Source organism: Streptomyces sp. TE5632 (assembly GCF_054061295.1).
Window position 1 is genome coordinate 5,777,434 of sequence record NZ_JBSSEA010000003.1, and the last position, 26,151, is coordinate 5,803,584.

Below are 26,151 nucleotides of genomic sequence, written 5' to 3' on the forward strand. Positions count from 1 at the left end.
ATGACGGCGCCGCTGGACGTGCTGGTGGTGGGGGCGGGGCCGGCCGGTCTCGCCCTCGCCGCGCAGCTGCGCGCGTACGGGGCCCGGTTCAGGATCGTCGATCGTTGTCTCGACCGGGTGCGGGAGTCGCGGGCGCTTGCCGTCCAGCCCCGCACCCTGGAGGCGCTGGCGGGCTTCGGGGTGACGGACGAGCTGGTGGCCCGGGGCAACCCGGCGATGCGGCTGCGGCTCCACCTGGCCCGCCGCGTGGTGGCGCTGCGGTTGTTCGACACCGGACTGACCGACACGGCGTACCCGTTCCTGCTGTTCCTCTCGCAGGCCGAGACGGAGCGCGTCCTCTCCGAGTACCTGGCCGTGCGGGACGTGACGATCGAGCGCGGCACCGAACTGCTCCGGCTGCAGGCGGCGGACTCGTCCGTCGCCTGCCGGCTGCGCCGCGGTGACGGCTCGCAGGAGGCCGTGGAGGCGCGCTACGTCGTGGGCTGCGACGGCGCCCACAGCACCGTGCGCAGCCAGACCGGCATCGGATTCGAGGGATACGCCTACCCGCAGACGTTCCTGCTCGCCGACCTGGAGGTCGACGGGCTGGAGCCGGACTCCGTGCATTCGTACATGAGCGGGGCGGGGATGGTGTTCTTCTTCCCGCTCGGCGCGCCGGCCGGCTGGCGCATGCTCGCGATGCGACCGCCCGACGCCCCGGAGGCCGAGGTGGACCTGTCGTTGTTGCAGGAGATCGCCGACCGCTACACCGGCGAGCGGCTGACGCTGCGGGACCCGGTCTGGATGACCGATTTCCGCCTCCACAACCGCGGCGCCGCCCGTTACCGCTTCGGCCCCTGCTTCCTCGCGGGCGATGCGGCCCATATCCACAGCCCGGCCGGCGGGCAGGGGATGAACACCGGCATCCAGGACGCGCTCAACCTCGGCTGGAAACTCGCCCTCGTCCGCCGGGGCGCGGCGCCCGAGGAACTGCTGGCGACGTATGAGGCCGAGCGGGCACCCGTCGGCCACAGCGTGCTGCGCTTCACCGACCGCGCCTTCACCATCGCCACCAGCAGTAACCCCGTCCTCCGCGTCGGCCGTACCCACATCGCCCCGCGTCTGGCCCCGCTGGCGCTACGCGCGGCCGGGATCCGCGGGCGGCTCTTCCGGACCGTCTCCGAACTGGGCATCCACTACCGGCGCAGCCCCGCCTCCACGGCCGGCTCACGGCCGCCCAGGGGCGGGCCGAGAGCCGGGGACCGGCTGCCCGACCTGCCCCGCGGGCTGCAGGCGCGCACGGCGGCGCCGGGCTGGCACCTGCTGCTGTCCGGGCCACCACGTCTCTGGCCGGACGAACGGCTCTGCCCGATCTTGGAAGGGCGGGGCGGCCTGGTCTCCGTCCACCGGCTCGGCGGGCAGAGCCCGTGGCCGGGCACCGCGCAGGGACTCGTTCGCCCCGACGGCTACCTGGGCTATGTCGCACGGGGCGCCGACACGGACGGCCTGCGGACCTACCTGGACCGCTGGTTGCCGACCGGCCGCCGTTGAATCCACCCGCCGCAATGCGGCCGGTGGCCTCTCCGACCGCAGACCCTGCACCTGAGTACCGGCCGCACGTCCGGGTGCGGCCGGCTACGAGCGACTACGCGGGTGCCTCCACCACTGCCTACCAAACGAACCCACTACGACGAAGCCACCGCATTCCCCATGGCCCAAGCCCCTCAACTCTCTGTTGCCGCTTGACAGATCAATAGGCGGCTGCCCGGCGCAGGATCTCGCGCTCCAGCAGCCACTCCTTCTCCGCCTCGAGCAGGCGGGCGTTCTCGGCTCGCAGCCGAGCCAGTTCCTCAGCCGGACTCTGGCAGGCCCCGCCCACCCGGTGCTCGGACGTGTGCTGGGCGGTGTCCTTGCGGACCCACGTGCGCAGTGTCTCCCCGGTGATCCCTGCTCCGCGGCCACCGCCGCGTACGTGCGCTTGCCACCGGCGGCTCGGAACAATGCGACGGCGTCCTTCCGAAACTCCTCCGGGTACGGAGACTGGCGTCCCACCTGGACATCCTTTCCTGGAACTTCAAGATCCATTGTCAGGGTGTCCACTCCAAAGGATCAGCCTCAGTACTTCCCGAAGGGCACGGACCTGTCGCGATGGCAGGCCGATGAGCTCGAGGCCGTCGCTCTCGCACTCAACAACAGGCCCCGCAAAACGCTCGGTTAGAAGACGCCCGCCGAAGCCCTCAACGAGCATCTACTGTCGGTCCAACAAGCCGGTGTTGCGACGACAGGTTGAGCCTGGGCAATACGCGTCCCGGAAGTTCACCCACGCCCTGAACCGTCACAGCCTGGTCGGATCGATGGGAAGGGTCGGCGCCGCCGGTGACAACGCGGCCATGGAGTCGTTCTTCGCACTCCTGCAGAACAACATCCTGGACCGCCGCACCTGGACCACCCGAGAAGCGCTCCGCACCGCGATCGTCATCTGGATCGAACGGACCTGCCACCGGCGCCGCCGGCAACTACGGCTGGGCCGATTGACCCCCATCGAGTTCGAGACCACCATGAAGCCCGCCGCAGCCCTCGCGGCATGAAACCCCGACTGTCACCTATCCGTGCAGCAGTCCCACGTCACGGGGCCACAGGCCTGTCGGCGGGCAGCTCACCCGCGTGCTCACCCATGCCCACCTGGGGATTCCTTGATCACCATCCGGGGACCCCGCCGGCGGGTAACAGCCGCTTGCACGGATTCGCCGGGCCGGCGGTCACTCTGCGTGGATCTTCGGCCGGACCTCCACGATGATGTCAGCGTCCGCCATGTCACCCTCCTCGTCGCGCCAGAGGAGGACCCGCACGTGCCGCGCCTGGGAAAGGCCGCGCATCTTCCACTCGCTCATCAGGTCGGTGACGACGAGGGCGACGGCGTATTGAGGACCCTCGCTCGAATCATCGGCGGTGACCGAGCCCCGCCACCGTTCGGGGTCGTTGCCGTACGGGCGCCATCCCTCCGAGCCGTGCGGCTCGAACACCCGGTACACCCAGTCCGTCTCGGTGCCCATAGCACCGATCCTGTCACTGTAAGGAGTCCCATGCGCCGCATCGGATCGACTTCAGCGCGACCAGGCCGCCGGCAGTACCACGCTCGCGAAGGCCTGTAGGGTGCCAATACTCACGCATAGCCCCTGAGCAGGCACTTCGCTGCCTCAGGTGATCATGGCAAGCTCGGACTGCATGGCGTTGCGCATGCTCTACCTGATCTTCCTCCGACTCCTCGCACCGCTCGTGCTGCTCTCCCGCTCGGCGGAGGCCAAGGACATCGAACTACTCGCGCTGCGCCACGAGAATGCGGTGCTGCGCCGTCGGCTCGGCGTCCGGCCACGCCTTACCCGGCCAGACCGCGCGGTACTCGCCGCCCTCGCCCGGCACCTGCCGAGCAGGCTGCGCCGAAACCGCCTGGTCAACCCCAAAACCCTGCTGTCCTGGTACCGCCAGCTGACCCGCTGCAAGTGGGAGCAGAAACCCGCGCGCACCGGGCGGCCGCCGATCTCCGCGGAACTCACCGCCCTGATCCTGCGCCTGGCCCGCGAGAACCCGACTTGGGGCCATACCCGCATCCAGGGCGAACTGCGCCGCCTCGGCCACCGCGTCGGCGCATCCACCGGCCGCCGTATCCTGCGCAGCGCCGGCCTGGGCCCCGCACCCCGGCGCAGCCCCAGCGGAGGTCCGACCTGGCGCGAGTTCCTGCGCACCCAGGCCTCCGGCCTGGCCGCGGACTTCTTCCACGTCGACACCGTTCGTCTGCCGATCTGCAACGAGCAGCACCCGCGACACGTCCTCGCCGAGTACGCCGAGCACTACAACTCCAGCCGGCCGCACCGAGCCCTGGACCTGCGCGCCCCAGCCGACGACGCGGACGTCATCTCCTTCCCCGCGCAGCGGATCCAGCGCCACGACGTCCTCAGCGGGCTCATCCACGAGTACCGCAACGCCGCCTGACGAAGATCACGAGAGCTGGCGAAGCAGCAGGTAAGCATGCATACAGAACTTTTGGAACCCTACGCGCTTCCCACCCTCACCGGCGTCCCCCGGATCAGGCTGTCCTCAGCTTCAACCGGACTGCTGCGACAGCCCGGTGGCGGGGTCCTTTCACCCCCACCCGGTCTTCAAGCGCCTCGTGGCGCACGGTGCCGTCGAGGATTACGTACGCTTTCGTCCGAGCCGTCACCATCGCCTCGTCGAGCGTTGGGGCGTGTGCGGCCGGCACCTCGATCGCTTCGCGGATGTAGCGACAGACGGTGGCGATCCCGATGCCGAACCCGGCCGCGAGTTGAGCGTTGGGGGCGCCCCCGGCCGGAGGCTGGGGGAGTGTCACCGCATCGCAGGTGGGCCAGGGCGAGCAGAGCCTGACGTCCCACAGTCAGTCGCCGCCATCGGGTCCCGATCTGCCGGCGTCGAGTCGCCAGTTCACGGCTCAGGTGGCGCACGTGCGCGGTGGACAGATCGATCGCCGACGGTGAACAACGCGTCCGCGCGCTGTGCGGCCGGGTCGAAACCGACGGCATAGGCGAGCTTCTCCGGAGGTGCGGCGACGGCGTCCGCCGGAGTGCGGTACAAGGTGGGGTCACTGTGCTCGCCGCGGTCGTGAGCGTGCTCGGTCGTCGTCATGGCTGCTCCTTACTCCCGAACGGGAGCCTGGAGCCGGGGGCTCCCGGGAGGCAGCCGGCTCCACCCGTTCGAGGTCGATATGGAGGTACCGGACATATGATCCCTGAAGCCGGCGTTTCACAGCCCCGAAGCACTGCCAACGCGGCAGCGCGGCGGCGCGGGCCGCCTCAGTGTGCGGCCCGTCTCCGGCACTGCGGGTGTCGATTAATCATCCGGCCTGTTCACCCTGCATGCTGGCACTCATGCAGGGTGCCGCCGAGCCGGTCTCGTCGGTGGATCTTCAGGTGCGCGATCTGTCCTGGTGCGGTGATCGGTTCGGGCAGCGGGCGGAGTGGGGCGGCCTGACCCAGGGCCCGGTGCGGCCGATGCCCGTTGCAGAACGATGCGAACTCGCGGAGCGCGTGCAGGAGGTGGCTTTGGTTCCAGATCAAGGTGCGGTCCAGCAGCTCGCGCCGGCAGGTCTGGATCCACCGTTCCATGGGGGAGTTCATCCGGGGCATACGGATGCCGCTGGTGACGACCTCCAGCCCGGCGTCGGCGAACACGACGTCGAAGGCCTGCCTGCACTTTGCGTCCCGGTCGCGGATCAGGAAGCCGGCCCTGCCGCCCGCGTCCTGCAGGCCCCTGGGGAGGTGATGCCCCAGCTGCGCGATCCACCGCGCGCCGGGGTGCGCGGTGACGCCCGGGATCCGGACGCGCCGGCCGGCGTGCTCGAGGACGGCGAAGACGGACGGGCGCGCGTCGGTCAGGGGGCGGGTCTCGAAGAGGGCGCGGGCGGGCAGCGCGGCGGCCCGGCTGCGCGGGAAGTCGGGCCGGCTCGTGCTCTGCCGTGCGGGCGGGATGCCGTGCTCGCGGAGGATCTCCCCGATGGTGGAGGCGGCGACCTTGCCGCCGAGCGCGGCGAGCTCGCCGTGGATGCGGCGGTACCCCCAGGAGCTGTGCTCGCGGGCCGGGCGCAGCACCAGGGCGCGGATCGGGCGGATGGTGGGCGGGCGCCCGCGGTGCTTGGGCCCGCAGGTCGCGGCGTGGCTCCGGGCGAGCGGGTCGCGGTGTTAGCGCAGAAGCGTGTCTGGGCGTGCCGGCAGCAGGAGGTGCCGCGGCTCGCCCCGGCACCGACGATGGTTAGCCCTGCCATCGCGGTGAGCCAGGTACCCCGGCTCGCCGATCGCCTCCGAAGTGGTTGCGGAGCTCCTTGCTGCAGTCGTCCTCAGTGCCCCCGAGCCCGCGCTCACGGCGGATTTGATCGCCGGGATGCCGCACACGGCCCTTGCCGCCGTCGACGGCGGTGCTCCGCTCGACACGGTCACGGAGCGCACGCCCGTCCTGGTGCGCCGCTGCCTTGCACCGCTCGGCAGCATGGTCCACGCACCAGAGGAAGGTCACTGAACGTCCTTCACTGTGCCGGCGGGTGACCTGGGCTTTTAGATCACGGCGTGGCGGGCTCGGCCTTCCGCCGCGCCCGCCACGCCGGCTCCCTGCCGGAGCCGGACCCGCGTCACGCCGTCAGCGCTGCAGTGTCAGCAGACCCGGACGGTAGGGCAGGAGGCCGTAGTCACCGCCGGAGTTGGGGCTGCGCCCCTGGTAGAGCAGCTGCAGGTTGCAGGGATCGACGGTCATGGTCTGATCGGCGCTGGTGCGGATCAGCTCGCCGTGGCTGATGTCGTTGGTCCAGGTGGCGCCGCTGTTGGCCTTGCCGGCGAAGGGATTGCTCTCGGTCGCGGCCTGGGGTGTCCAGGAGCCGTTCAGACTGGTGGCCGTGAACGAGCGGAAGTAGCGGCCCTGCGAGCCGATCGCCTCGACGATCATGAGGTAGCGGTTCTGGCCCTGCAGCTTGTAGACCTGCGGGGCTTCGAACAGGTTGTTCGTCGTATCGCTCATGATCACTGTCGAGGTCGAGCCGAAGCTGCCCGGGAAGTTCCCGATCGGCATGCCGGCCCGGTAGATCTTGCCGTTGTCGCCGGCGAAGAACAGGTACATGTTCGTGCCGTCACCGATGAGTGTCTGGTCGATGGGTCCCGTTCCGGATCCGGAGATGCTTCCGGAGAAGAGCACCTGCTCGGACGACCAGCCGTTCGGGTTGGTGGGGTCGCTCGACGTCCGGTAGGAGAAGGCGGTCCCGCCCCACTGGTAGGCGAGCACCCAGATGTTCTTCGGCGCGAAGTAGAAGAGCGTGGGTGCCACTGTCGAGCTGGACATCGCGTTCTGGCCGGCCGAGGCCATCTCCGACCAGTTGGTGAACAGGCCGAAGTTCATCGAACCCCACCGTGTCCCCGTGTCGTGCGTGGTCGCGTAGACGAGTTGCCTGCCGTTGTACGGGGCGACGGTGAAGTCCTTGAGCGACACCCACCCCTGCTTGGGCTGCGCCAGCGCGCCCGTCGACGTCCAGCGGTAGCTCGACGGAAGAGCGCACGAGCCGGGGGTGTCGGCGCCGACCTTGACGAGCCGCCACTGCTGGTTGGTGCCGTCCCAGTCGTCGTACTGGACGATGTTCGCGTTGTCGGCGGTGGAGGCGCCTTGCACTTCGAGGGCCTTGTTGCTGTGGCGCGAGACGAGCCTCACGTGGCCGTCCGAGCTGTCGGCCAGCCGCCACTGCTGGTTGGTGCCGTTCAGGTCGGACCACTGGACGATCGAGCCGCCGTTCGCGGTGGACCAGTTGTGGACGTCCAGCACCTTGCCCGAGTGGCGGGACTTGATGCGGTAGTAGCCGTCCCCGGAATCGACGAACTGCCACTGCTGCTGGTTCTGGTCGTTCCTGGTCCACTGGGTGATGCGGGCGCCGTCGTCGGTCGCCATGTTGTAGACGTCCAGGGCTTTGCCGCTGTTGCGGTTGACCAGTACGTACGAGGCGTTGGGGTCCACGGTCGCGGCCTCGGCGGGCTGGGCACCGAGGAAGGCGGCCACCAGCAGCAAGGGCGCAAGGACGCCGAGTAAGCGTCTTGGGCGGACCGGGGACGGGTGGCGAAGCCACATCAGAGGGCCTCCTTGGGGGCGGGGTGAGGTGACGCCGATGAACCGCGGAGCGGCCGCGCCGGGGGTGGGAACAGGTTCGAAAGTTTCGAAGTCATCCCGGTTCTGTAACGCCACAAGCTAGGAAGACGGGGCGCTCCGGTCAAGGCCTGTCGCCGATCTGTCCGCAAGCAGTTCCTCCCCTTCGGGCATGACGAGCCGTCTCACCGGGCTGGAAGCCCTCAGGTGGTTCGCGATGCGGTTCGCCGGCCCAGGGGCCGCCCTGCTCGGCGGGCTCCGAAAATTTCGAATGAAGAGCGGAAAGTTTTTCCGCCGGAGGGTTGACGAGTCACCGTCAATCCCTCAATCATCCTGTCTGGTAAACCGACCGGAGACCGAGATTTCGAACCGCATGGTCCTGGGCGGACTGTGCTGTACGGCAGATCCGCGCACCAAAACACCTGCGCCACCCCGTTCTTCGTTCCGGTGAGGCCCGCGCCGACGCATCCTGACGCTTCGTGCAGTCGGAGAGGTGTGCGACGCCGCGTGGCGGCCCCCGGCTGAGCCGCGAGGGAGTACCCCCGTGCCTGTGTCGAAAGACCGCTGCCGCCCGGCCTACGTCACTCGGCGGCCGACCGGGCCCGTCCGTGCCGGTCGAGATCCTCTCGGGCCCCATGACCGCGGTGTCCGGTGATCCCGTCATTCCTACCTTGGAGGCACAGCCATGGGCTTGTACGCCCTTCCCAGACCCGTTGTCCGGCGGAAGATCCGCGCTCTGCTGTTGGCGCTGGTCGCCGGTGTCCTCGGTGTGGTCGCCGTACTGGTCGCGCCGCCGTCCGCTCAGGCGGCCGAGAGCACGCTCGGCGCCGCGGCGGCGCAGAGCGGCCGCTACTTCGGCGTCGCCATCGCCGCGAACAGGCTGAGCGACTCGACGTACGCGACGATCGCGGCGCGTGAGTTCAACTCGGTGACGGCCGAGAACGAGATGAAGATCGACGCCACCCAGCCGCAGCGGGGCCAGTTCAACTTCACCGCCGCCGACCGCGTCTACAACTGGGCGGTGCAGAACGGCAAGCAGGTGCGCGGCCACACCCTGGCCTGGCACTCCCAGCAGCCCGGCTGGATGCAGAGCCTCAGCGGCAGCGCGCTGCGCCAGGCGATGATCGACCACATCAACGGTGTGATGGGCCACTACAAGGGCAAGATCGCGCAGTGGGACGTCGTGAACGAGGCCTTCGCCGACGGAAGTTCGGGAGCCCGACGCGACTCCAACCTGCAGCGCACCGGCAACGACTGGATCGAGGTCGCCTTCCGCGCCGCGCGCGCCGCCGACCCGTCCGCCAAGCTCTGCTACAACGACTACAACGTCGAGGACTGGACCTGGGCCAAGACCCAGGCCATGTACGCCATGGTGCGGGACTTCAAGCAGCGCGGCGTGCCGATCGACTGCGTCGGCTTCCAGTCGCACTTCAACAGCGGCAGCCCCTACAACAGCAACTTCCGCACCACCCTGCAGAACTTCGCCGCCCTCGGCGTCGACGTGGCCGTCACCGAACTCGACATCCAGGGTGCCTCGGCCTCGACCTACGCCAACGTGGTCAACGACTGCCTGGCCGTCGCGCGCTGCCTCGGCATCACCGTCTGGGGTGTGCGCGACAGCGACTCCTGGCGATCGGAGCACACGCCGCTGCTGTTCAACAACGACGGCAGCAAGAAGCCTGCCTACACCGCCGTCCTCAACGCACTCAACGGCGGCTCCACCACGCCGCCCGCGGACGGCGGAACGATCAAGGGCGTCGGTTCGGGCCGCTGCCTGGACGTGCCCAGCAGCAGCACCACCGACGGCACCCAGGTCCAGCTGTGGGACTGCCACAACGGCACCAACCAGCAGTGGACGTACACCGACGCCGGTGAGCTCAGGGTCTACGGCAACAAGTGCCTGGACGCCGCCGGCACCGGCAACGGCGCCAAGGTGCAGATCTACAGCTGCTGGGGCGGCGACAACCAGAAGTGGCGCCTCAACTCCGACGGATCCATCGTCGGCGTCCAGTCCGGCCTCTGCCTCGACGCCGTCGGGGGCGGCACCGCCAACGGCACCCTGATCCAGCTCTACTCCTGCTCGAACGGCAACAACCAGCGCTGGACCCGCGCCTGACAAGGCCTGCCACAAACGAAAGGGTGAATCGGTGACGGCTTACGGCGCGGTTTCCCCCGTCCCTTCACGAAGACATCGCTGATGGTCCCGGGTCGCCGCCGTGGTGGCGGCGACCCTCGCGATCGGCATGGCCTGGTGGGCGGCGTCACAACCGTCCGGTCCCCGCGGAAGTGCAGGGAGGTGGCCTCCTACTCAAAGTGAAACGGTGTTCCTCACAATCTTCGAGTCCGACGCGCGCCGATGTACAGTGACGACCGCACTTGACCTGCACAAAGCAGGCAGGGAGCCGTCTTCCAGGAGTCCCAAATGCTGCGTACTCTGTTCAAGTCCAAGATCCACCGCGCCACCGTCACCCAGGCCGACCTGCACTATGTGGGGTCCGTGACGATCGACGCCGACCTGCTCGACGCCGCCGATCTGCTGCCCGGTGAGCTCGTGCACATCGTCGACGTCACCAACGGGGCCCGGCTGGAGACGTACGTCATCGAGGGGGAGCGGGGCTCGGGTGTCGTCGGGATCAACGGGGCCGCGGCGCATCTCGTCCACCCCGGTGACCTGGTGATCATCATCAGTTACGCTCAGGTGACCGACGCCGAGGCGCGGGCGCTGGAACCCCGGGTGGTGCACGTGGATGCCGACAACCGCATCGTGGCCCTGGGCGCCGACCCGTCCGAGCCGGTGCCGGGGTCGGACCAGCAGCGCAGCCCGCAGGCCGTCACGGCCTGACCGGCGCGGACGACGGCAGGCAGAGGCAGGAGCGTGATGCGTCCATGAGCGACATCGAGATCCGCGACGACCGGGCGGCGGGCCGTCTGGAAGCGGTGGCGGGCGACGGCGAGGTCGTCGGGCGGATCGAGTACTTCGTGCTCGAAGCTCCCGAGCGCGCGATCGTTCCGGTCCACACCGTCGTGGAACCCGCCCACGAGGGCAAGGGCATCGCCGGCTCCCTGGCCCGTGAGCTGTACGCCACGGCCGCCCGTGAGGGCGTCGCGGTCGCCCCGCTCTGCCCGTACGTCGTCAAGTGGGCCGAACGCCACCCCGACCAGGCCCCGGCGGCTTCCCCGGAGCTCCTGCGGGCGGCGAAGGCGTGGCTGGCGGCGCACCCCGGACGCTTCTGACCTCGCCGGACGCCCCCGTGCTGGCCCTTCTGCACACCTCGCCCGTCCACGTCCCCGTCTTCGACGCCCTGCGCGACGACGCCCATCCGGGCCTGGAGCTGCGGCACCTCGTCGTCGAGGGGCTGCTGCACCGGGTCCGCGCGGACGGCCTCGCGGCGGTCGTCGGCGAGGTGCGGGCGAGGGTGGAGGAGGCCGTCGCCGGTGGTGCCCGGGCGGTGCTGTGCACCTGTTCGACCATCGGTGGAGTCGCGGAGGAGGCGGCCGCCCAGGCCGGCGTTCCCGTGCTGCGGGTCGACCGGCCGATGGCGCGTGCCGCCGTGGCCGCCGGGCCGCGGGTCGTCGTCCTCGCCGCCTACGAGGGCACCCTCGGGCCGACGGTGTCGCTGGTCGAGGAGGAGGCCCGCCGGGCCGGCCGCCCCGTCGAGGTGCGCACCCTGCTGGTCGAGGGTGCCTGGGCCCGCTTCGAGGCGGGCGACACTGCGGCGTACGTCCGTCAGGTCGCCGACGCGGCCGACGAGGTCACCGGCGCCGACGTGATCGTGCTCGCCCAGGCATCGATGGCCCCGGCGGAGCGGCTCACGGCGACCGCCGTCCCGGTGCTGTCCAGCCCCCGCCCCGGACTCGCGGCGGGCGCGGCGGCCTCCGGCGTGCGGTAGCGCCGACCGGGCTCCCGCCGTCATACGGGGGAGTGACTGGGGGCGCGGCCGTCGGGTAGGCGGGGGAGTAGTCCAGAGCCGACGTCGACCGACTGGCCGGAGGACACCCGCCATGACGCAACCGCACCCGGACCCCGTCCCACCGAGCCCCACCCCGGACCCCGGCACCCCCGGGCCCGCCCCGGATCCCGTCCCCCCGGGGCCCACCCCGGGTCCGGACCCCAAGCCTCCGCAGCCCCACCCCGAGCCGGTCCCGCCCCCCGAGCCGCCCCCCGGTCCGGGACCGACACCCCCGCCCCCCGCTCCGGTGCCCCCCGCTCCGGGGCCCCCCGCTCCGGGGCCGACCCCGCCCGTCCCCGGGCCGCCGCCACCCCCGCCGGGGCCACCCGGACCGTCACCCTCGCCCATTCCGCCCGGCCCCGAACCCGTCCCCAACCCGGAGCCGGGCCCGCCGCTCACCTGACGGCCGATCCAACACGCGGGCGCCCGCCGACCACGTCGGCGGGCGCCCGTCACCTGTCCTCCGCTTACGCCGAGACCTCCGAGCGGTCGCCGCCCCACAGCGTGTGGAACGACCCGTCGCGGTCCGTGCGCCGGTAGGTGTGCGCGCCGAAGTAGTCGCGCTGCCCCTGGGTGAGCGCGGCCGGCAGGCGCTCCGCGCGCAGGGCGTCGTAGTAGGCGAGGGCCGCGGCGAAGCCGGGGGTCGGCACGCCCTGGCGGGTCGCGGCGATCAGCACCTCGCGCCAGTCGTCCTGCGCGTCGGCGATCTCCCGGGCGAACGTCTCGTCGGACAGCAGGCTCGGCAGGTCGGCGCGGGCGTCGTAGGCGGCACGGATGCGGTCCAGGAAGGCCGCCCGGATGATGCAGCCGCCGCGCCAGATCGCGGAGACCGCGCCGAGGTCGATGTCCCAGCCGTACTCCTCGCTGCCCGCGGCGATCTCGTGGAAGCCCTGCGTGTACGACACGATCTTCGACGCGTACAGCGCCTGCTCCACCCGGTCCGCGAACGCCGCCGCCTCCGCCTCGCCGAGCGGCGCGGCCTTCGGGCCCTCCAGCCCGCGCGAGGCCTCCCGCAGCGCCGCGTGACCGGACAGCGAACGCGCGAACACCGCCTCCGCGATGCCCGACACCGGCACACCCAGGTCGAGCGCGATCTGCACGGTCCAGCGCCCCGTGCCCTTCTGCTCCGCCTGGTCGACCACCACGTCGACGAACGGCTTGCCCGTGGCGGCGTCCACGTGGGAGAGCACCTCGGCGGTGATCTCGATCAGGTACGAGTCCAGCCGGCCGGTGTTCCAGGTGCGGAAGATGTCCGCGATCTGCGCGGGCGTGTACCCGGCGACATCGCGCAGCAACTGGTACGCCTCACCGATCAGCTGCATGTCGGCGTACTCGATGCCGTTGTGCACCATCTTCACGAAGTGCCCGGCACCGTCCGGACCCACGTGCGTCACGCAGGGCGTGCCGTCGGCCGCCTTGGCGGAGATCTTCTCCAGCATCGGGCCGAGCGAGTCGTACGACTCCTTCGGGCCGCCCGGCATGATGCTCGGCCCGTTCAGCGCGCCCTCCTCACCGCCGGAGACGCCCATGCCGACGAAGTGGATGCCCTGCTCGCGCAGCGCCTTCTCCCGGCGGCGGGTGTCGGCGAAGTGGGCGTTGCCACCGTCGATGATCATGTCACCGGGCTCCAGCAGCGGGGCGAACTCCTCGATCACGGCGTCCGTCGGCTCACCGGCCTTCACCATGACGACCAGCCGCCGCGGACGCTCCAGCGCCGCCACGAACTCCTTCGCCGTCTCGGCCGCCACGAAACCGCCCTCGTGCCCGAACTCCTCCACCAGCGCACGTGTGCGCGCCGACGTCCGGTTGTGCACCGCGACCGTGTAGCCGTTGCGGGCGAAGTTGCGTGCGAGGTTGCGGCCCATGACCGCGAGTCCCGTGACGCCGATCTGCGCTGAACTGCTCATTGGTGGCTCCTAGTGACCTTGGTATCGGTACTGCCGGGGGGTCGGTGGTGCTGTCGGTCTTCTGCGCCGCCGGTCGGTGCCCGTCGGCCCCGCCGTCGACCATTCTGACCGTCGCGACCATCCTGACGTGCCGCTACCCCGCCCGCACGCGCGGGTCCCACGACACCCCGCAGCCACATACGGGCGGGACCCCCCTCCGTACTCATCCGGACCCGTACGGACCCGTCCGGCGCGCACACACGTGTTCGGCGCACGCCCGCGCCTTTGTGCGAGCGGGCCGCACGACGGCGTCAACCGGGGCGCAACGGGCGAAAAGTACCGGCCACTTGGCGCATCCGCACGGCCGATAGCCGTCTTGTCACCGTCAGTTCGCAGCGCTTACTTTTGCCCCTCCTGACGCGTTGTCGAGGGGGACTCCATGGCCGTGCGCGGCCGGCACCGCCGGTATCAGCCGAACAGAATCAACCGCGCCTCGCTCACCGTCACCGCGGGCGGGGCAGGGATGGCGCTGCCCTTGCTGGGCACCGGCGTGGCCCAGGCGGCCGACGTGGACACCTGGGACAAGGTCGCCGCCTGCGAGTCCAGCGACGACTGGGACATCAACACCGGCAACGGCTACTACGGCGGGCTCCAGTTCACCCAGTCCACCTGGGAGGCCTTCGGCGGCACCCGGTACGCGCCGCGCGCGGATCTGGCCACCAAGGACCAGCAGATCGCCATCGCCGAGAAGGTGCTCGACGGCCAGGGCCCCGGTGCCTGGCCGGTCTGCTCGAAGCGGGCCGGACTGACCCGGGGCGGCGACACCCCCGGCATCCGGCCGGCCACCGACCGGACCGAGGGGAAGGGGACCGGTCGCTCCACGGTCGAGGAGGTCAAGCCGCAGCACACGCCCCAGTCCCGGGCGGGCCGCGCCGAGATGTACACCGTGGTCCGCGGCGACACCCTGTCCGGCATCGCGGCGGAGGAGCGGGTCAGGGGCGGCTGGCGAGGGCTGTACGAGGCGAACGGCGTGACCATCGGCACCGACCCCGATCTGATCCTGCCCGGCCAGCGCCTCACCCTGCCCGACGGGAAGGCGTCCAAGCAGTCCGGGCAGACCGAGTCCTCCAGCTCCTCCAAGTCGTCCAGCTCGTCCAAGTCGTCCGAGAAGAAGACCGCGAAGAGCAAGACCGCGAAGAGCAAGACCGCAGAGAAGAAGACCACGGAGAAGAAAGCAGCCGAGAAGAAGGCGCCCTCGCAGCGCACCGAGGAACGGGCCGACCGCGCCACCCAGTCCGGTGCCACCCGTGTGGCCCCCGTCGGCGCCCCGCTGGGCACGCCGTACCACAAGGCGGGTTCCTCCTGGTCGAAGGGCTACCACACCGGTGTCGACTTCCCCGTGCCCACCGGCACGCCCGTGAAGTCGGTCGCGGCGGGCAGCGTGGTCAGCGCCGGGTGGGAGGGCTCGTTCGGCTACCAGGTGGTGGTCCGGCACGCCGACGGCCGCTACAGCCAGTACGCGCACCTGTCGGCGATCTCCGTACGCAGCGGCCAGTCGGTCGCCGCGGGCCAGCGTCTCGGCCGTTCCGGCTCGACGGGCAACAGCTCGGGCCCGCATCTGCACTTCGAGGTGCGGACGGGGCCCGGTTTCGGGTCGGACATCGACCCCGTCACCTACCTGCGGGCGGGCGGCGTCAAAATGTGACCCGCGTGCGGTGCCGGTCCGGCGTGGGCATCGGTACGTACGGGCCGCCGTGGAAGGGCGCGTAGGTGACCAGAGTCAGGGGCGGGTCCGGCTCGACGACCGCGACCGTGGGCCCGGCTTCCGGGGCGGCGCCCACGGCGGCCGGTACGGGGGCCGGGACCGGCACCCGTACGTCCCGGGCGAGTCCGGCCAGCAGCAGTTCCTCGGCGGCGTCGGACAGCGCCCCGGCGGCCGGCACGGACCGCGCGGTGGACGCAGGCTCCGGCTGGTGCCGCTCACGCGCCAGCCGTTCCGTCGTCAGCAGGATCAGACCGCCGGCCGCCACCACGCCGCAGCTCAGTGCGAGCGCCGTGCCCGTCGCGCCGTAGCGGAAGGTCTCGCCGAACAGCGTGATGCCGACCGCGGCCGCCACCACCGGGTTCACCACCGTCAGCGTGGCCAGCGGAGCCGCGAGGCCGGCGCCCCGGTAGGAAGCCTGGGACAGCAGCAGCCCGGCCGTGGCGAACACGCCGATCACCGCGAGGGACGGCACGTCCGTCGCCGAGACGCCGTCGGTCCAGTCCACGGCCACGGCCTTCGTGAAGACGGAGGACACGCCGAAGGCCACACCGGAGGCGACGGCGAGGAGGATGCCGCGCACGGCGGGATGCCGGCGCACGGCCCGGGCCGCCATCATCAGGGCGACGACCGCGACGGCCGTGGCCGACGCCGTCGCCACCCGCTGGACGCCGTCGAGGGACTGGGCGTCGGACGCGGCGACCAGGGACAGCAGACCGGCGAGACCGACGGTCGCCATGAGGGCGCCGCGCCACGCCGTCGCGCCTGCCCTGCGGCCGACGAACAGCGCGGCCATGGGCAGCGCGAACACGATGGTCAGCGCGCCCAGCGGCTGGACGAGGCTCAGCGGACCGTAGGCGAGCGCCACCACGTGCAGCAGTCCGCCGAGGCCGTTGAGCGCGACCGCCGCCCACCAGCCCGGCCGGCGCAGTGGTGCGTACTGCACGCCGGGCGAGGACACCGCGATCCGCTCCTGCACGATCGCTCCGCCCGCGTACGCCACGGCGGAGACGAACGACAGCAGCACGGACAACGCGAGGGCGCTCATCGGCAGCTCCTCTGCGTGAGGCCGGGGCGCTCGACCCGGCGCGGCGATCGGTCGGCTTTCATAACGAACACGATGCCGTGTCCCGTTGTTCCCGTCGTCGTCCCTGAGCACTCAATGCGTCCTACTGCCGATGGAGTACGCGGACTGCCCCGTCATCCCCTGGATGGGTGCCTCACGGCGGAGGTCCCCTGATGGCTTCCCGTAGGGGTATGGCGCCGTCGCGCCTCGCGGGCCCCGGCGCGTCTTTGTCATGTCCCTGGACGAACGGCGGAATCCGTGCTGTTATGCAGACTACTGTTCATGACAACGTTGTACAGGCGAGAACAACACACAGAACAGAACACGCACCGCGCAACCGATTACTGAGCACCGAGTACTGAGCACCGAGAACCGAGCAGAGAGCCGTCACCTTCCTCACAGACGGAGGATCCGTGCGCATCAGACGACTCAGAAACCGTTTCGCGCTGTTCCTGGCCGCCGCACTGGGGCTCGCGGGGCTCACCGCGACCGGCCAGGCCGCGACCGCAGCCGAGGGCGATCCGGTGGACATCCGCGGGCTGAAGGGCGAGTACTACACGCACTCCGCTGCCGGCGCCTTCGACTTCCACGAGCTCAAGGCCACCGCCTTCGATCCGCACCTCGACTTCGACAACCTGGAGCCGCGGCTGAACTTCACCACGGGCCGGGCGGACCACGTCAGCGTCCGCTGGACCGGGAAGATCGTGCCGGAGAGGACCGGCGCGCACACCTTCTCGATCATCGGCGACAACGGCTTCCGGCTGTGGATCGACGGCCGGCTCGCCATCGACCACTGGGTCGACGACTGGGACCGCGAACAGACCGCCGAGCCGATCGAGCTGACCGCCGGCAAGGCCCACGACATCAAGGTCGAGTACTTCGAGCACTACGGCGGCTCCAACCTCCACCTGCGCTGGACCGAGCCCGGCGGAACCAAGGAACCCGTACCGCAGTCGGCGTTCCGCCTGCCGGACGGCTTCGACTACGACGGGGCCCTCGCGGCCACCGTCCTCGGCTCCGGGCGCACCCTGAAGCTCGACTTCCCGCGTCCGCTCGCCGCACCCCCGGCCGGTCTCACCGAGCACGTCAACGCGGTCATCGGCGGTGCGAAGTGGCCGCTGACGAAGGCCGAGCCGGACCCGGCCGACCCCAAGGCCCTGCTCGTCACGCTCGCCGAGCCAGTCGTCGGCAACAGGGCGGGCACCGCCCGCGGCACCGCCGACGTCCGTTACGACGGCCGGGGCGGACTGACCACCACGGGCGGCGACCCCGTGGACGCGTTCATGAGCAGCGGGCCCAACCGCTCCACCCACGAACTGAGCACCAGGTGGGCCGACGAGGTGGGCCCGGACAACGCCCTCCCCGAGTACCCGCGCCCCCAGCTCACCCGGGAGCAGTGGCGCAACCTCAACGGGCAGTGGCAGTTCGCCGCCGCCGAGGAGGGGGAGCGGCCGCCCGTCGGGAAGACCCTGAAGGAGCGCATCCTCGTCCCGTACCCGGTGGAGTCCCAGCTCTCCGGCATCCAGCGGCACGAGGACCGCATGTGGTACCGCCGTACCTTCACCGTCCCCCGGGACTGGCGCATCGGTTCCGGCAAGCGGCTGCGGCTGAACTTCGGCGCCGTCGACTGGCGGTCCGAGGTGTACGTCAACGGCACGAAGGTCGCCGCCCACGAGGGCGGGTACGACAAGTTCAGCGCCGACATCACCGACGCGCTGAAGCCCGGCCGCACCCAGGAGCTCATCGTCGGCGTGTACGACCCCACCGACGCGGCGAACGGCGAGAACCCGCCACTCGGCAAGCAGCGTCTCGACCCCAGCGGTATCTGGTACACGCCCAGCTCGGGCATCTGGCAGACGGTCTGGATGGAGCCGGTCGCCCGGGACCACGTCGACTCCCTCAAGCTGATCCCGGACGTGCCCGGCGAGCGGCTCACGGTGGAGGCGAAGGGCGTCCGCGACGGCGTACCGGTCAAGGCGACCGCGTACGACGGACGGCGCAGGGTCGCCACGGCGACGGGTCGCACCGGGGAGCCGCTGACCCTGAAGATCGAGAACCCGCGCCTGTGGTCGCCGGACGACCCGTTCCTGTACGACCTGAAGGTGACCGTGGGCGCCGACCGCGTCGACAGCTACTTCGGGATGCGCTCCATCGCCGTCGAGGAGATCGACGGGGTGCCGCGCACGGTCCTCAACGGCGAACCCGTCTTCCTGATGGCCACCCTCGACCAGGGCTTCTGGCCGGACGGCCTGCACACCGCGCCCACCGACGAGGCCCTCGCGTACGACCTGCGCGTGCACAAGAAGCTCGGGTTCAACTCGGTGCGCAAGCACATCAAGGTCGAGCCGGACCGCTGGTTCCACTGGGCCGACCGGCTGGGGCTGATGGTGTGGCAGGACATGCCGTCCATGAGGGCCGGGGTGAACCCCGGTGACTCCGCCCGCGCCCGCTACGAGCGCGAGATGAAGCAGATGATCGACGAGCACATCAGCAGCCCGTCGATCGTCATGTGGGTCACCTTCAACGAGGGCTGGGGCCAGTACGACGTCGGCCGCATCGCCGAGCAGGCCAAGGCCTGGGACCCGTCGCGCCTGGTCAACAACCAGTCGGGGCTCAACCTCGGCGCCGACGGCGACGCCGGCGACATCATGGACGAGCACGGCTATCCCAGCCCGGCGCTCCCGCCCCGCCCGGACGGGCGGCGCGCCCTGGTCACCGGCGAGTACGGCGGCCTCGGCCTGGCGGTGCCCGGTCACGCCTGGTCGGTGCAGCAGTCGTACGTCGACGTCGACCCGGAGACCTACACCGACGACTACCTCACCAAGCTCGACGAGGTGCGGGCCCTGGTCTGCCGGGGCAGCAACGGCGCCGTGTACACGCAGATCTCGGACGTGGAGGGCGAACTGAACGGCCTGCTCACCTACGACCGACGCGTGCTGAAGCCGGACGTCGCCCGGGTGAGGGCCGGCCATGACGCCCTGATCCGGGACGCGTCCCGGGCGCGGCCCGCGGGGTGCCCGGCCAGGGGCGCCGCGCGATGAGCGCTTCCTCAGGCGGACCGCGCCCGTCCGGGTGGCGTTCGTCACCCAGGGTGCCACCCGGGTCTTCCCCCGGGTGCCGTCCCGATTGTCGTCCCGGGTACCACTTCTGACGTCATTTCGGAAGGTTTCGACCGTACGGCCGTGACCCCGTCCGCCCATGAAGCCCGCCCCTTTCGTCGTACCGACGGGAGGGGCGGAGACGTAATCTGATGTTAACTGTGTGTGGCGGGATCGTACTTGACCGTAATCAGTCAGGGGCGGTGTACTGCTGGTCCATCCCGTCGTCATGCGAGGCACGCCTTGAACGCAGACCCACTCGCTCCTCTCGACCTGGCGTTCTGGAACATCGAGTCCGCCGATCACCCCATGCACCTCGCGGCCCTCGGGGTCTTCTCGGCCCGTTCGCCCACCGCCGGCGCCCACGCGGCGGATCTGCTCGCCTCCCGTGCCGCCGCCGTGCCCGGACTGCGGATGCGCATCCGCGACGTGTGGCAACCGCTGTCCTCGCGCCCGTTGCTCCCGGCTCTGCGCCGCCCCGTCGCCTCGGCCCTGCGCCGCCCGCTCGCCTCCGCGCTGCGCCGCCCGCTCGCCTTCGGCGGCGCCGAGCGGGAGACCGACCCCGGCTTCGATCCCCAGAACCACGTCAGGCTGCACGCCCCGACCGCCGACTTCCACTCGGTCGCGGGCCGGCTCATGGAGCGGCCCCTGGAGCGCACCCGGCCGCCCTGGGAGGCCCATGTGCTGCCGGGGGAGGACGGCGTCTCCTTCGCCGTCCTGTTCAAGTTCCACCACGCCCTCGCCGACGGGCTGCGGGCCCTCACCCTCGCCGCGGCCCTGATGGACCCGATGGACCTGCCCGCCCCGCGGCCCCGCCCGGCCGAGCCGGCGCGCGGACTGCTCCCGGACGTGCGCGAGGTGCCCGCCCTCGTCCGCGGCCTCCTGTCCGACGCGGGCCGGGCCCTGGACATCGGCGCCTCGGTGGCCCGCTCCACCCTCGACGTGCGCTCGTCGCCCGCGCTCGCCTGCGAGCCCAGCGGCACCCGCCGCACCGCCGGAGCGGTCCTCGACCTCGACGACGTGCACCGGATCCGCAAGAGTGTCGGCGGCACCGTCAACGACGTGCTGATCGCGGTCGTCGCCGGTGCCCTGCGCCGCTGGCTCGACGAGCGCGGCTCCGGCAGCGAGGGCGTCGCCCCGCGCGCCCTCGTCCCCGTCTCCCGGCGCCGCCCGCGCAGCGCGCACCCCCAGGGCAACCGGCTCTCCGGCTATCTGATCCGCCTGCCGGTCGACGAGGCGGAACCGCTCGCCCGCCTCGCCCTGGTGCGCACCGCCATGGACCGCAACAAGGACGCGGGCCCGAACCGGGGCGCGGGCGCCGTCGCCCTGCTCGCCGACCACGTGCCACCGCTCGGCCACCGGCTCGGCGGCCCCCTGGTCGGCCAGGCGGCCCGGCTCTGGTTCGACGTCCTGGTCACCAGCGTGCCGCTGCCCGGCTTCGGCCTGCGGCTCGGCGGCGACCCGCTCGGCGCGGTCTTTCCCCTCGCGCCGCTCGCCCCCGGACACTCCCTCGCGGTCGCCGTCTCCACCTACCGCGGCCGCGTCCACTACGGGCTGGTCGCCGACGGAGCCGCCGTTCCCGACCTCGACCGGCTCGCCGGGGCCGTGTCCGAGGAGGTGGCGACGCTCATCTCCGCGTGTGATCCCTGACCCGTCGCCCGCCGCGGGTTTGGTGCTGAGGCCCGGCGCTCCGTAAAATCCCCCGTTCGACAGCGGGCGCGACCGGAGCGCCGCCACGGCAGACCAGGAACGGCGACGGCGATGACGGTGACAGAGGACGGCCTCCGGGCCACGGACGCGGTGGCACACGGGGACACCGTGGCACACGGGGACGTGGTGGTACACGGGCCCGGCATCGACCCGGAGCGGCTGGCCGTGTGCCTCGACGTGCTCGCGGAACTCGACACACTGGACGTCGACCACCCGGACGCGATCAAGGTCCGCCGCGCCACCTCGCACATCTACCGCACGGTCAAGCAGCGCCGCCGTCAGGAGCGCCGGGCCGCCAAGACGGCCCACGACAAGGCGGTCACCGAGGCCACCGCCACCGGGTCCGCCGAGCGCATCGACGACGAGACGGAAGGCATCCTGCCCTCGTCCCGTACCGAGGAGGGCCAGATCGCGGGGATACTCCAGCGCCCCCGCTCCTGCTACATCTGCAAGCAGCGGTATGTCGAGGTCGACTACTTCTACCACCAGCTCTGCCAGAGGTGTGCCGCGGAGAACCGGGCCCGGCGCGACGCCCGGACCGACCTCACCGGCAAGCGCGCGCTGCTCACCGGCGGCCGGGCCAAGATCGGCATGTACATCGCGCTGCGGCTGCTGCGTGACGGTGCCCACACCACGATCACGACCCGCTTCCCGAACGACGCCATACGCCGCTTCAAGGCCCAGCCCGACAGCGACGAGTGGATCGACCGGCTGAAGATCGTCGGCATCGACCTGCGGGACCCGGCCCAGGTGGTCGCGCTGGCCGACTCGGTGGCCGCCGCCGGCCCGCTGGACATCCTGATCAACAACGCCGCGCAGACCGTACGGCGCTCCCCGCAGGCCTACAGCGAGCTGGTCGCCGCCGAGTCCGCGCCGCTGCCCGCCGGCGAACTGCCCGCCGCCGAGGTGATCGGGGGCTTCGGCTCCGGCGCGGTGGCCGAGCTGCCCGTCGCGGGCTCCGGCGTGCTCACCGCGCAGGACGTCACGGGCCTGGCCCTGGTCTCCGGCTCGGCTTCCCTGGACCGCATCGCGGCGGGCACCGCGATCGACGCCGGTGGCCTGGTCCCGGACCTGCACGACACCAACAGCTGGGTGCAGACGGTCGAGGAGGTCTCACCGGTCGAGCTGCTAGAGGTCCAGCTCTGCAACTCCACGGCGCCGTTCCTGCTCATCAGCAGGCTGCGCCCGGCGATGGCGGCCGCGTCGGCGAAGCGGACGTACATCGTGAACGTCTCCGCCATGGAGGGTGTCTTCGACCGCGGCTACAAGGGCGCGGGCCACCCGCACACCAACATGGCCAAGGCGGCCCTGAACATGCTCACGCGCACCAGCGCCCAGGAGATGTTCGACAGCGACCGCATCCTGATGACGGCCGTCGACACCGGCTGGATCACCGACGAGCGCCCCCACCCGGACAAGATCCGCCTCGCCGACGCCGGCTTCCACGCACCCCTGGACCTGGTGGACGGCGCGGCCCGCGTCTACGACCCCATCGTGCGCGGTGAGGCGGGCGAGGACCTGTACGGCGTCTTCCTCAAGGACTACGCACCCGGCAGGTGGTGACGCCGAGGCGTCGTCAGTCCATCGCTCCCAACCGGGAGTTGCGCGCCGCCAGCAGTTCCAGCACGGTGCGCCAGTCCTCCAGGACCCCGGCGTCGAAACAGGCGGTGCGGGCCTCCTCGTCCGCCGCGCGCAGGGTGAGGAGGTCGTCCTCCGCCAAAAGGCCGGGCCGGGGCCGGCCGCGGACCAGGCCGGCGACCCGCTTGCCGAGCAGCGCGCGCACCGCGTCCGCGGCCCGGTCCGCACGGATGCCCGGCTCCCCCGGCTGCAACAGCCGCCCGACCGGCCGCACCAGGCCCGCCACCTGAAGCTCCTTGTCGGCGGGGCGCCCCCGGCGCAGCAGCGCGGCGGTCCGCAGCGCGTGGTCATACGTATCGACCGGGGCGCCGCCGGGGCCCGGGGAGTCCCGGGTGCCCCGGCAGGCGTACAGCAGGTCCATCAGCTCCTCGACACTGCGCAGCTCCATGCGCCGGTCCTCCTGGAAGACAGCCGTTTGCCGTACGGCAGCACAGCATGAGGAGCTTGCGTACCGGCCAACGGGACTTGAACTACGTCATGACCATGCAATTTTCTCGAACACTCGACCACGTGGACAGCCGTGTAGTCCGATCGAGTGACCAGCCGTGGCGGTACGGATGGCGAAAAAGGAGGCTATAAGGGTCTGTCGAGCGCAGTCCGACGGGCGATTGGTGCCGCGAGTTTCGAGCCCCATCGAGCAGGGGGCCGCTCATTTGGTTAACCTGAGTCGGACGGGCAGCCGTAAAGGGGTCCTACCCGCACCCACAGGTCCGTCATGGGACACGCCGCTTCACAACGGTCTGCTCTCCTACGAGTTACCGACGCCACCGCGTCCGAACGGCTTTCGACTCATGCCCGAGCGGACGTACGACGCGGGCGCGGCAGGACCGGCGCGAAACGTCCCGAGGGTGACCGACACATAAGGAGTGCGCGGTGACACCGGAGAAGACGACCAGCGATCAGCCGACCAAGGAACGCCCCGAGCGGGCGGGCCGCCCGGCCGGGCAGCTCTGCAGTCTCGACGTGTGGGCCCGGTCGGCCCCGATCCGCCTGGCGGGCTACGAGGACGACCTCGCCGAACCCCACATCCTGCCCAGCGTCGACTGACCTCCGCTCCGGCACCGCATCGCCGCCGCGAGGGAGACCTGTGCCCGGGACCCGGGCATCCTCCGAGGAGGATGCCCGGGACCGGTGGTGTCAGGGCCGGACGTAGGGCCGGGTCATGATCTCCAGGTTGTGGCCGTCCGGGTCCTCGAAGTAGGCACCGCGGCCGCCGAAGAGACGGTTGACCCTGCCGGGCTCGGTGTGGTTCGGGTCGGCGTAGTAGGTGACCCCGACCGCCTCCAGGCGGGCGATCATCGTGTCGAACCGCTCCTCGGGCACGAGGAACGCGTAGTGCTGCGACTGGATGGGCTCGTCCCGCAGTTCGTAGTAGTCGAGCGTCACGCCGTTGCCCAGGTCCACGGGGAGGAACGGCCCGAACGGGGCGCCGACCTCCAGCCCCAGTATCGCGGCGAGGAACTCCGCCGAGAGCCGGCGGTCCCGGGCGTATACGGCGGTGTGGTTCAACTGGACCGCCGTGGCGGGAGATTCGGGTGCGGTGGGCGTGATGGGTGCGTCGGACATGGCCGGTACGTCTCCGGGTGTCGGTTTCCGTCGGGATGCCGCGAGGCGCGGCGGGAAGCGAGAAAGGAAAGAGCGGAAAGGAACACGCAGAGGACGGCGGGGCGCGGGCGGTGCCCCGCCCTCGGCCGGGCGTGAGCGGGGACAGCCCCGCCCGGATCACGCCGAGGCCGGGAGCGTCTTTCGTGTGTGGCCCAAGGCCGACCCGGCAGTCACCCGGCCGACGATAGGCGCACGCCGCCGATCACCGCAACACCCGGGCGGCCGGAACACCGTCTCAGGGTGTTCCCGAAACCCGCGCCAGCCGGGTCGGCGGCAGATACTCGCGCACGAACGTCCGCTCCCAGCACGCCCCCGTCTCCCTCAGCTCCCGCCAGGACGTGTAGCGGTACCGGAAGAGCCGGGCACGCACGTACCGGGGCGGCGCGTCGGGCGGGAACGGGGAGCGGCGCAGCAACCGCAGCGTGTCCCTGTCGTTCTCCAGCAGCCGCTCCACCAGCGCGCCGAACCACGGCCCGGCGTAGGACGGCGACAGCGCGGCGAACCACATCAGCCAGTCGAGCCGCAGATGGTACGGCGCGAACTGGCGCGGCCAGCGCCGGGGATCACCCGGCTTGCCCCGGAACTCGTACTCCCGCCAGTCCGAGTCCGCCCGGGGTGCCTCGTCGGCGGTGCCCTCGACCACCACCTCGTACCGGATCCGGCTGACGCTGCCGAACGCCCCGTAGGCGTTGACCAGGTGGAGCGGGTCGAACGAGCGGTTCATCACCTGGCGGCGGGAGAGCATGTTGCGCGCCGGGTGGTAACCGAGGCAGAGCAGCAGCGCGGACACCGCGAGGACGACGACCACGTACCACAGCGGGGCGCCGGCCGTGTCCGGCGGCTCGGCGGGGAACGCGACCGCGGACAGGGCCAGCACGATCGTGATCCAGTTCAGCCAGGAGAAGTTGCCCGACAGCACCAGCCACAGCTGTGTGACGACCATCAGCGCGGCGGCGGCCGTGGCGATCGGCTGGGGAGTGAACAGCAGGAACGGCACGACGAGTTGGGTGACATGGTTCGCGGCCGCCTCGGCCCGGTGCAGCGGCTTCGGCAGATGGTGGAAGAACCAGCTCAGCGGTCCCGGCATCGGCTGGGTCTCGTGGTGGTGGTACAGACAGGTCAGCTTCCGCCAGCACGCGTCGCCGCGCATCTTGATCAGTCCGGCGCCGAACTCGACCCGGAACAGGATCCACCGCAGCAGGAACAGCACGACGACCGGTGGGGCCACCTCGTCGTTGCCGAGGAACACGGCGAGGAACCCGACCTCGAGCAGCAGCGACTCCCAGCCGAACGCGTACCAGGTCTGCCCCACGTTCACGATCGACAGATACAGCGCCCAGGGCACCAGCCACAGCAGCATCCCGCCCCCCAGCGGAAGCCAGGAGTCCAGCCCCGCGAGCAGTGCCGCCGACACCGCGCAGCCCGCCCACGCGCAGAGCGCGAAGAAGCGGTCCGAGTAGTGCAGGTGGAACAGGCTCGGCGCCCGCCGGAACGGCACCCGCTCCACGTACCGGGGCACCGGCAGCATGCCGCGTGCTCCGATCAGCGCACGGAACTGCAGCGCCGCCGTCAGGAACGCGACCAGGTACAGGCCGGCCAGTGCCCGCTGGAAGACCAGCCGGCTCAGCCAGTACTCGGATGCGGTGAACCACTCCACGGCCGTACGCTCCTTCCCCTCATCGTCCCGCCGCCGCTCCTGTGACTCTCCGTATACCACCGGAGTGACGGGGCAACCCCGTGCGTGCCACGGAGGCGGTCGACGGGGCGGGCGGCGTCCCGGAGCCCGCAGCGGTCGAAGAATCCGGCGAATCCT

At 71.1% G+C, this 26,151-nt stretch carries 19 protein-coding genes and 6 pseudogenes; 14 read left to right on the forward strand and 11 right to left on the reverse strand.

Translation table 11 applies throughout. From position 1 onward, the window contains the following. Nucleotides 1–1,530 (forward strand): FAD-dependent monooxygenase, encoded by a 1,530-nt coding sequence (locus ACVW19_RS31515; protein WP_457463743.1) that lies wholly within the window; start codon nucleotides 1–3, stop codon nucleotides 1,528–1,530. Nucleotides 1,531–1,733: 203 nt separating this feature from the next. Here ACVW19_RS31515 and ACVW19_RS31520 read toward each other — a convergent pair. Then, a pseudogene (locus tag ACVW19_RS31520) lies at nucleotides 1,734–2,031 on the reverse strand (transposase); the annotation flags it as partial. Between the two features lie 64 nt (nucleotides 2,032–2,095). On the opposite strand from ACVW19_RS31520, the pseudogene ACVW19_RS31525 reads away from it, so the two are divergent. Both ACVW19_RS31525 and ACVW19_RS31530 read left to right on the forward strand, forming a co-directional pair. Then, nucleotides 2,096–2,269: pseudogene (locus ACVW19_RS31525) on the forward strand (IS30 family transposase); the annotation flags it as partial. 7 nt (nucleotides 2,270–2,276) lie between these two features. After that, nucleotides 2,277–2,567, forward strand: a pseudogene (locus ACVW19_RS31530) (IS3 family transposase); the annotation flags it as partial. 171 nt (nucleotides 2,568–2,738) lie between these two features. On the opposite strand, the gene ACVW19_RS31535 reads toward ACVW19_RS31530, so the two are convergent. Next, nucleotides 2,739–3,032, reverse strand: a complete 294-nt coding sequence (locus tag ACVW19_RS31535; protein ID WP_457463745.1) for a hypothetical protein — start codon at nucleotides 3,030–3,032, stop codon at nucleotides 2,739–2,741. 154 nt (nucleotides 3,033–3,186) lie between these two features. On the opposite strand from ACVW19_RS31535, the gene ACVW19_RS31540 reads away from it, so the two are divergent. Next, nucleotides 3,187–3,969 carry a hypothetical protein gene (locus ACVW19_RS31540; protein ID WP_457463746.1) on the forward strand — a complete coding sequence of 261 codons (783 nt, stop codon included), beginning with the start codon at nucleotides 3,187–3,189 and terminating at the stop codon, nucleotides 3,967–3,969. Between the two features lie 142 nt (nucleotides 3,970–4,111). Here ACVW19_RS31540 and ACVW19_RS31545 read toward each other — a convergent pair. From ACVW19_RS31545 to ACVW19_RS31560, 4 genes and pseudogenes are all read right to left on the reverse strand, one after another. Then, nucleotides 4,112–4,535: pseudogene (locus ACVW19_RS31545) on the reverse strand (helix-turn-helix domain-containing protein); the annotation flags it as partial. Beyond that, the gene (locus ACVW19_RS31550; RefSeq protein WP_457464910.1) at nucleotides 4,438–4,638 is read right to left on the reverse strand and encodes a hypothetical protein; all 201 of its coding nucleotides are present in this window, start codon (nucleotides 4,636–4,638) and stop codon (nucleotides 4,438–4,440) included. The gene ACVW19_RS31550 and the pseudogene ACVW19_RS31545, both read right to left, overlap by 98 nt. 221 nt (nucleotides 4,639–4,859) lie before the next feature. Continuing rightward, nucleotides 4,860–5,600, reverse strand: coding sequence for an integrase core domain-containing protein (locus tag ACVW19_RS31555; protein ID WP_457463748.1), 741 nt, complete (start codon nucleotides 5,598–5,600; stop codon nucleotides 4,860–4,862). Nucleotides 5,601–6,141: 541 nt separating this feature from the next. Next, on the reverse strand, nucleotides 6,142–7,608 hold the full coding sequence (locus tag ACVW19_RS31560) for a non-reducing end alpha-L-arabinofuranosidase family hydrolase (RefSeq protein WP_457463750.1): 1,467 nt from the start codon (nucleotides 7,606–7,608) through the stop codon (nucleotides 6,142–6,144). Between the two features lie 700 nt (nucleotides 7,609–8,308). On the opposite strand from ACVW19_RS31560, the gene ACVW19_RS31565 reads away from it, so the two are divergent. The 4 genes from ACVW19_RS31565 (at nucleotide 8,309) to ACVW19_RS31580 (ending at nucleotide 11,513) form a co-directional block, all read left to right on the forward strand. Continuing rightward, nucleotides 8,309–9,739 carry an endo-1,4-beta-xylanase gene (locus ACVW19_RS31565; protein WP_457463752.1) on the forward strand — a complete coding sequence of 477 codons (1,431 nt, stop codon included), beginning with the start codon at nucleotides 8,309–8,311 and terminating at the stop codon, nucleotides 9,737–9,739. A 306-nt stretch (nucleotides 9,740–10,045) separates the two neighbouring features. Beyond that, nucleotides 10,046–10,465: an aspartate 1-decarboxylase gene (panD, locus tag ACVW19_RS31570; protein WP_279332123.1), complete on the forward strand. Its 420-nt coding sequence runs from the start codon at nucleotides 10,046–10,048 to the stop codon at nucleotides 10,463–10,465. 44 nt (nucleotides 10,466–10,509) lie between these two features. Continuing rightward, entirely contained in the window at nucleotides 10,510–10,857 is a 348-nt protein-coding gene (locus tag ACVW19_RS31575) for a GNAT family N-acetyltransferase (RefSeq protein WP_457463754.1), read from the forward strand. A gap of 17 nt (nucleotides 10,858–10,874) precedes the next feature. Continuing rightward, a complete protein-coding gene (locus ACVW19_RS31580) occupies nucleotides 10,875–11,513 on the forward strand; it encodes an aspartate/glutamate racemase family protein (protein ID WP_457463756.1) in 639 nt (212 codons plus the stop codon). Between the two features lie 527 nt (nucleotides 11,514–12,040). Here ACVW19_RS31580 and gndA read toward each other — a convergent pair. Further along, nucleotides 12,041–13,480, reverse strand: a complete 1,440-nt coding sequence (gndA, locus tag ACVW19_RS31585) for an NADP-dependent phosphogluconate dehydrogenase (protein WP_457463758.1) — start codon at nucleotides 13,478–13,480, stop codon at nucleotides 12,041–12,043. 418 nt (nucleotides 13,481–13,898) lie between these two features. Between gndA and ACVW19_RS31590 the strand changes: the two are divergent. Together ACVW19_RS31590 and ACVW19_RS31595 are read left to right on the forward strand one after the other, a co-directional pair. Beyond that, nucleotides 13,899–14,547: pseudogene (locus tag ACVW19_RS31590) on the forward strand (transglycosylase family protein); the annotation flags it as partial. Between the two features lie 218 nt (nucleotides 14,548–14,765). Then, a pseudogene (locus ACVW19_RS31595) lies at nucleotides 14,766–15,164 on the forward strand (M23 family metallopeptidase); the annotation flags it as partial. Here the strand turns inward: ACVW19_RS31595 and ACVW19_RS31600 are convergent. Continuing rightward, the gene (locus tag ACVW19_RS31600) at nucleotides 15,154–16,269 is read right to left on the reverse strand and encodes a DMT family transporter (RefSeq protein WP_457463760.1); all 1,116 of its coding nucleotides are present in this window, start codon (nucleotides 16,267–16,269) and stop codon (nucleotides 15,154–15,156) included. The pseudogene ACVW19_RS31595 and the gene ACVW19_RS31600 overlap by 11 nt on opposite strands. A 431-nt stretch (nucleotides 16,270–16,700) precedes the next feature. Here ACVW19_RS31600 and ACVW19_RS31605 point away from each other — a divergent pair, with 431 nt between their 5' ends. The 3 genes from ACVW19_RS31605 to ACVW19_RS31615 all read left to right on the forward strand — a co-directional run bounded on the left by ACVW19_RS31605 (nucleotide 16,701) and on the right by ACVW19_RS31615 (nucleotide 22,658). Then, nucleotides 16,701–19,328 (forward strand): PA14 domain-containing protein, encoded by a 2,628-nt coding sequence (locus ACVW19_RS31605; RefSeq protein ID WP_457463761.1) that lies wholly within the window; start codon nucleotides 16,701–16,703, stop codon nucleotides 19,326–19,328. A 300-nt stretch (nucleotides 19,329–19,628) separates the two neighbouring features. Continuing rightward, nucleotides 19,629–21,035: a wax ester/triacylglycerol synthase family O-acyltransferase gene (locus ACVW19_RS31610; protein ID WP_457463763.1), complete on the forward strand. Its 1,407-nt coding sequence runs from the start codon at nucleotides 19,629–19,631 to the stop codon at nucleotides 21,033–21,035. Nucleotides 21,036–21,146: 111 nt separating this feature from the next. Then, nucleotides 21,147–22,658 carry an SDR family NAD(P)-dependent oxidoreductase gene (locus ACVW19_RS31615; RefSeq protein ID WP_457463764.1) on the forward strand — a complete coding sequence of 504 codons (1,512 nt, stop codon included), beginning with the start codon at nucleotides 21,147–21,149 and terminating at the stop codon, nucleotides 22,656–22,658. Between the two features lie 13 nt (nucleotides 22,659–22,671). Here ACVW19_RS31615 and ACVW19_RS31620 read toward each other — a convergent pair whose 3' ends face one another. Beyond that, complete coding sequence (locus tag ACVW19_RS31620; RefSeq protein ID WP_457463766.1) at nucleotides 22,672–23,121, reverse strand: hypothetical protein; 450 nt, start codon at nucleotides 23,119–23,121, stop codon at nucleotides 22,672–22,674. Between the two features lie 485 nt (nucleotides 23,122–23,606). On the opposite strand from ACVW19_RS31620, the gene ACVW19_RS31625 reads away from it, so the two are divergent. Continuing rightward, a complete protein-coding gene (locus tag ACVW19_RS31625) occupies nucleotides 23,607–23,780 on the forward strand; it encodes a hypothetical protein (RefSeq protein WP_202281012.1) in 174 nt (57 codons plus the stop codon). A 90-nt stretch (nucleotides 23,781–23,870) separates the two neighbouring features. On the opposite strand, the gene ACVW19_RS31630 is transcribed toward ACVW19_RS31625, so the two are convergent. Together ACVW19_RS31630 and ACVW19_RS31635 are read right to left on the reverse strand one after the other, a co-directional pair. Next, nucleotides 23,871–24,299 carry a VOC family protein gene (locus ACVW19_RS31630; RefSeq protein ID WP_457463768.1) on the reverse strand — a complete coding sequence of 143 codons (429 nt, stop codon included), beginning with the start codon at nucleotides 24,297–24,299 and terminating at the stop codon, nucleotides 23,871–23,873. Nucleotides 24,300–24,573: 274 nt separating this feature from the next. Further along, the gene (locus ACVW19_RS31635) at nucleotides 24,574–25,995 is read right to left on the reverse strand and encodes a lipase maturation factor family protein (RefSeq protein WP_457463769.1); all 1,422 of its coding nucleotides are present in this window, start codon (nucleotides 25,993–25,995) and stop codon (nucleotides 24,574–24,576) included. Between the last annotated feature and the right edge of the window lie 156 nt (nucleotides 25,996–26,151).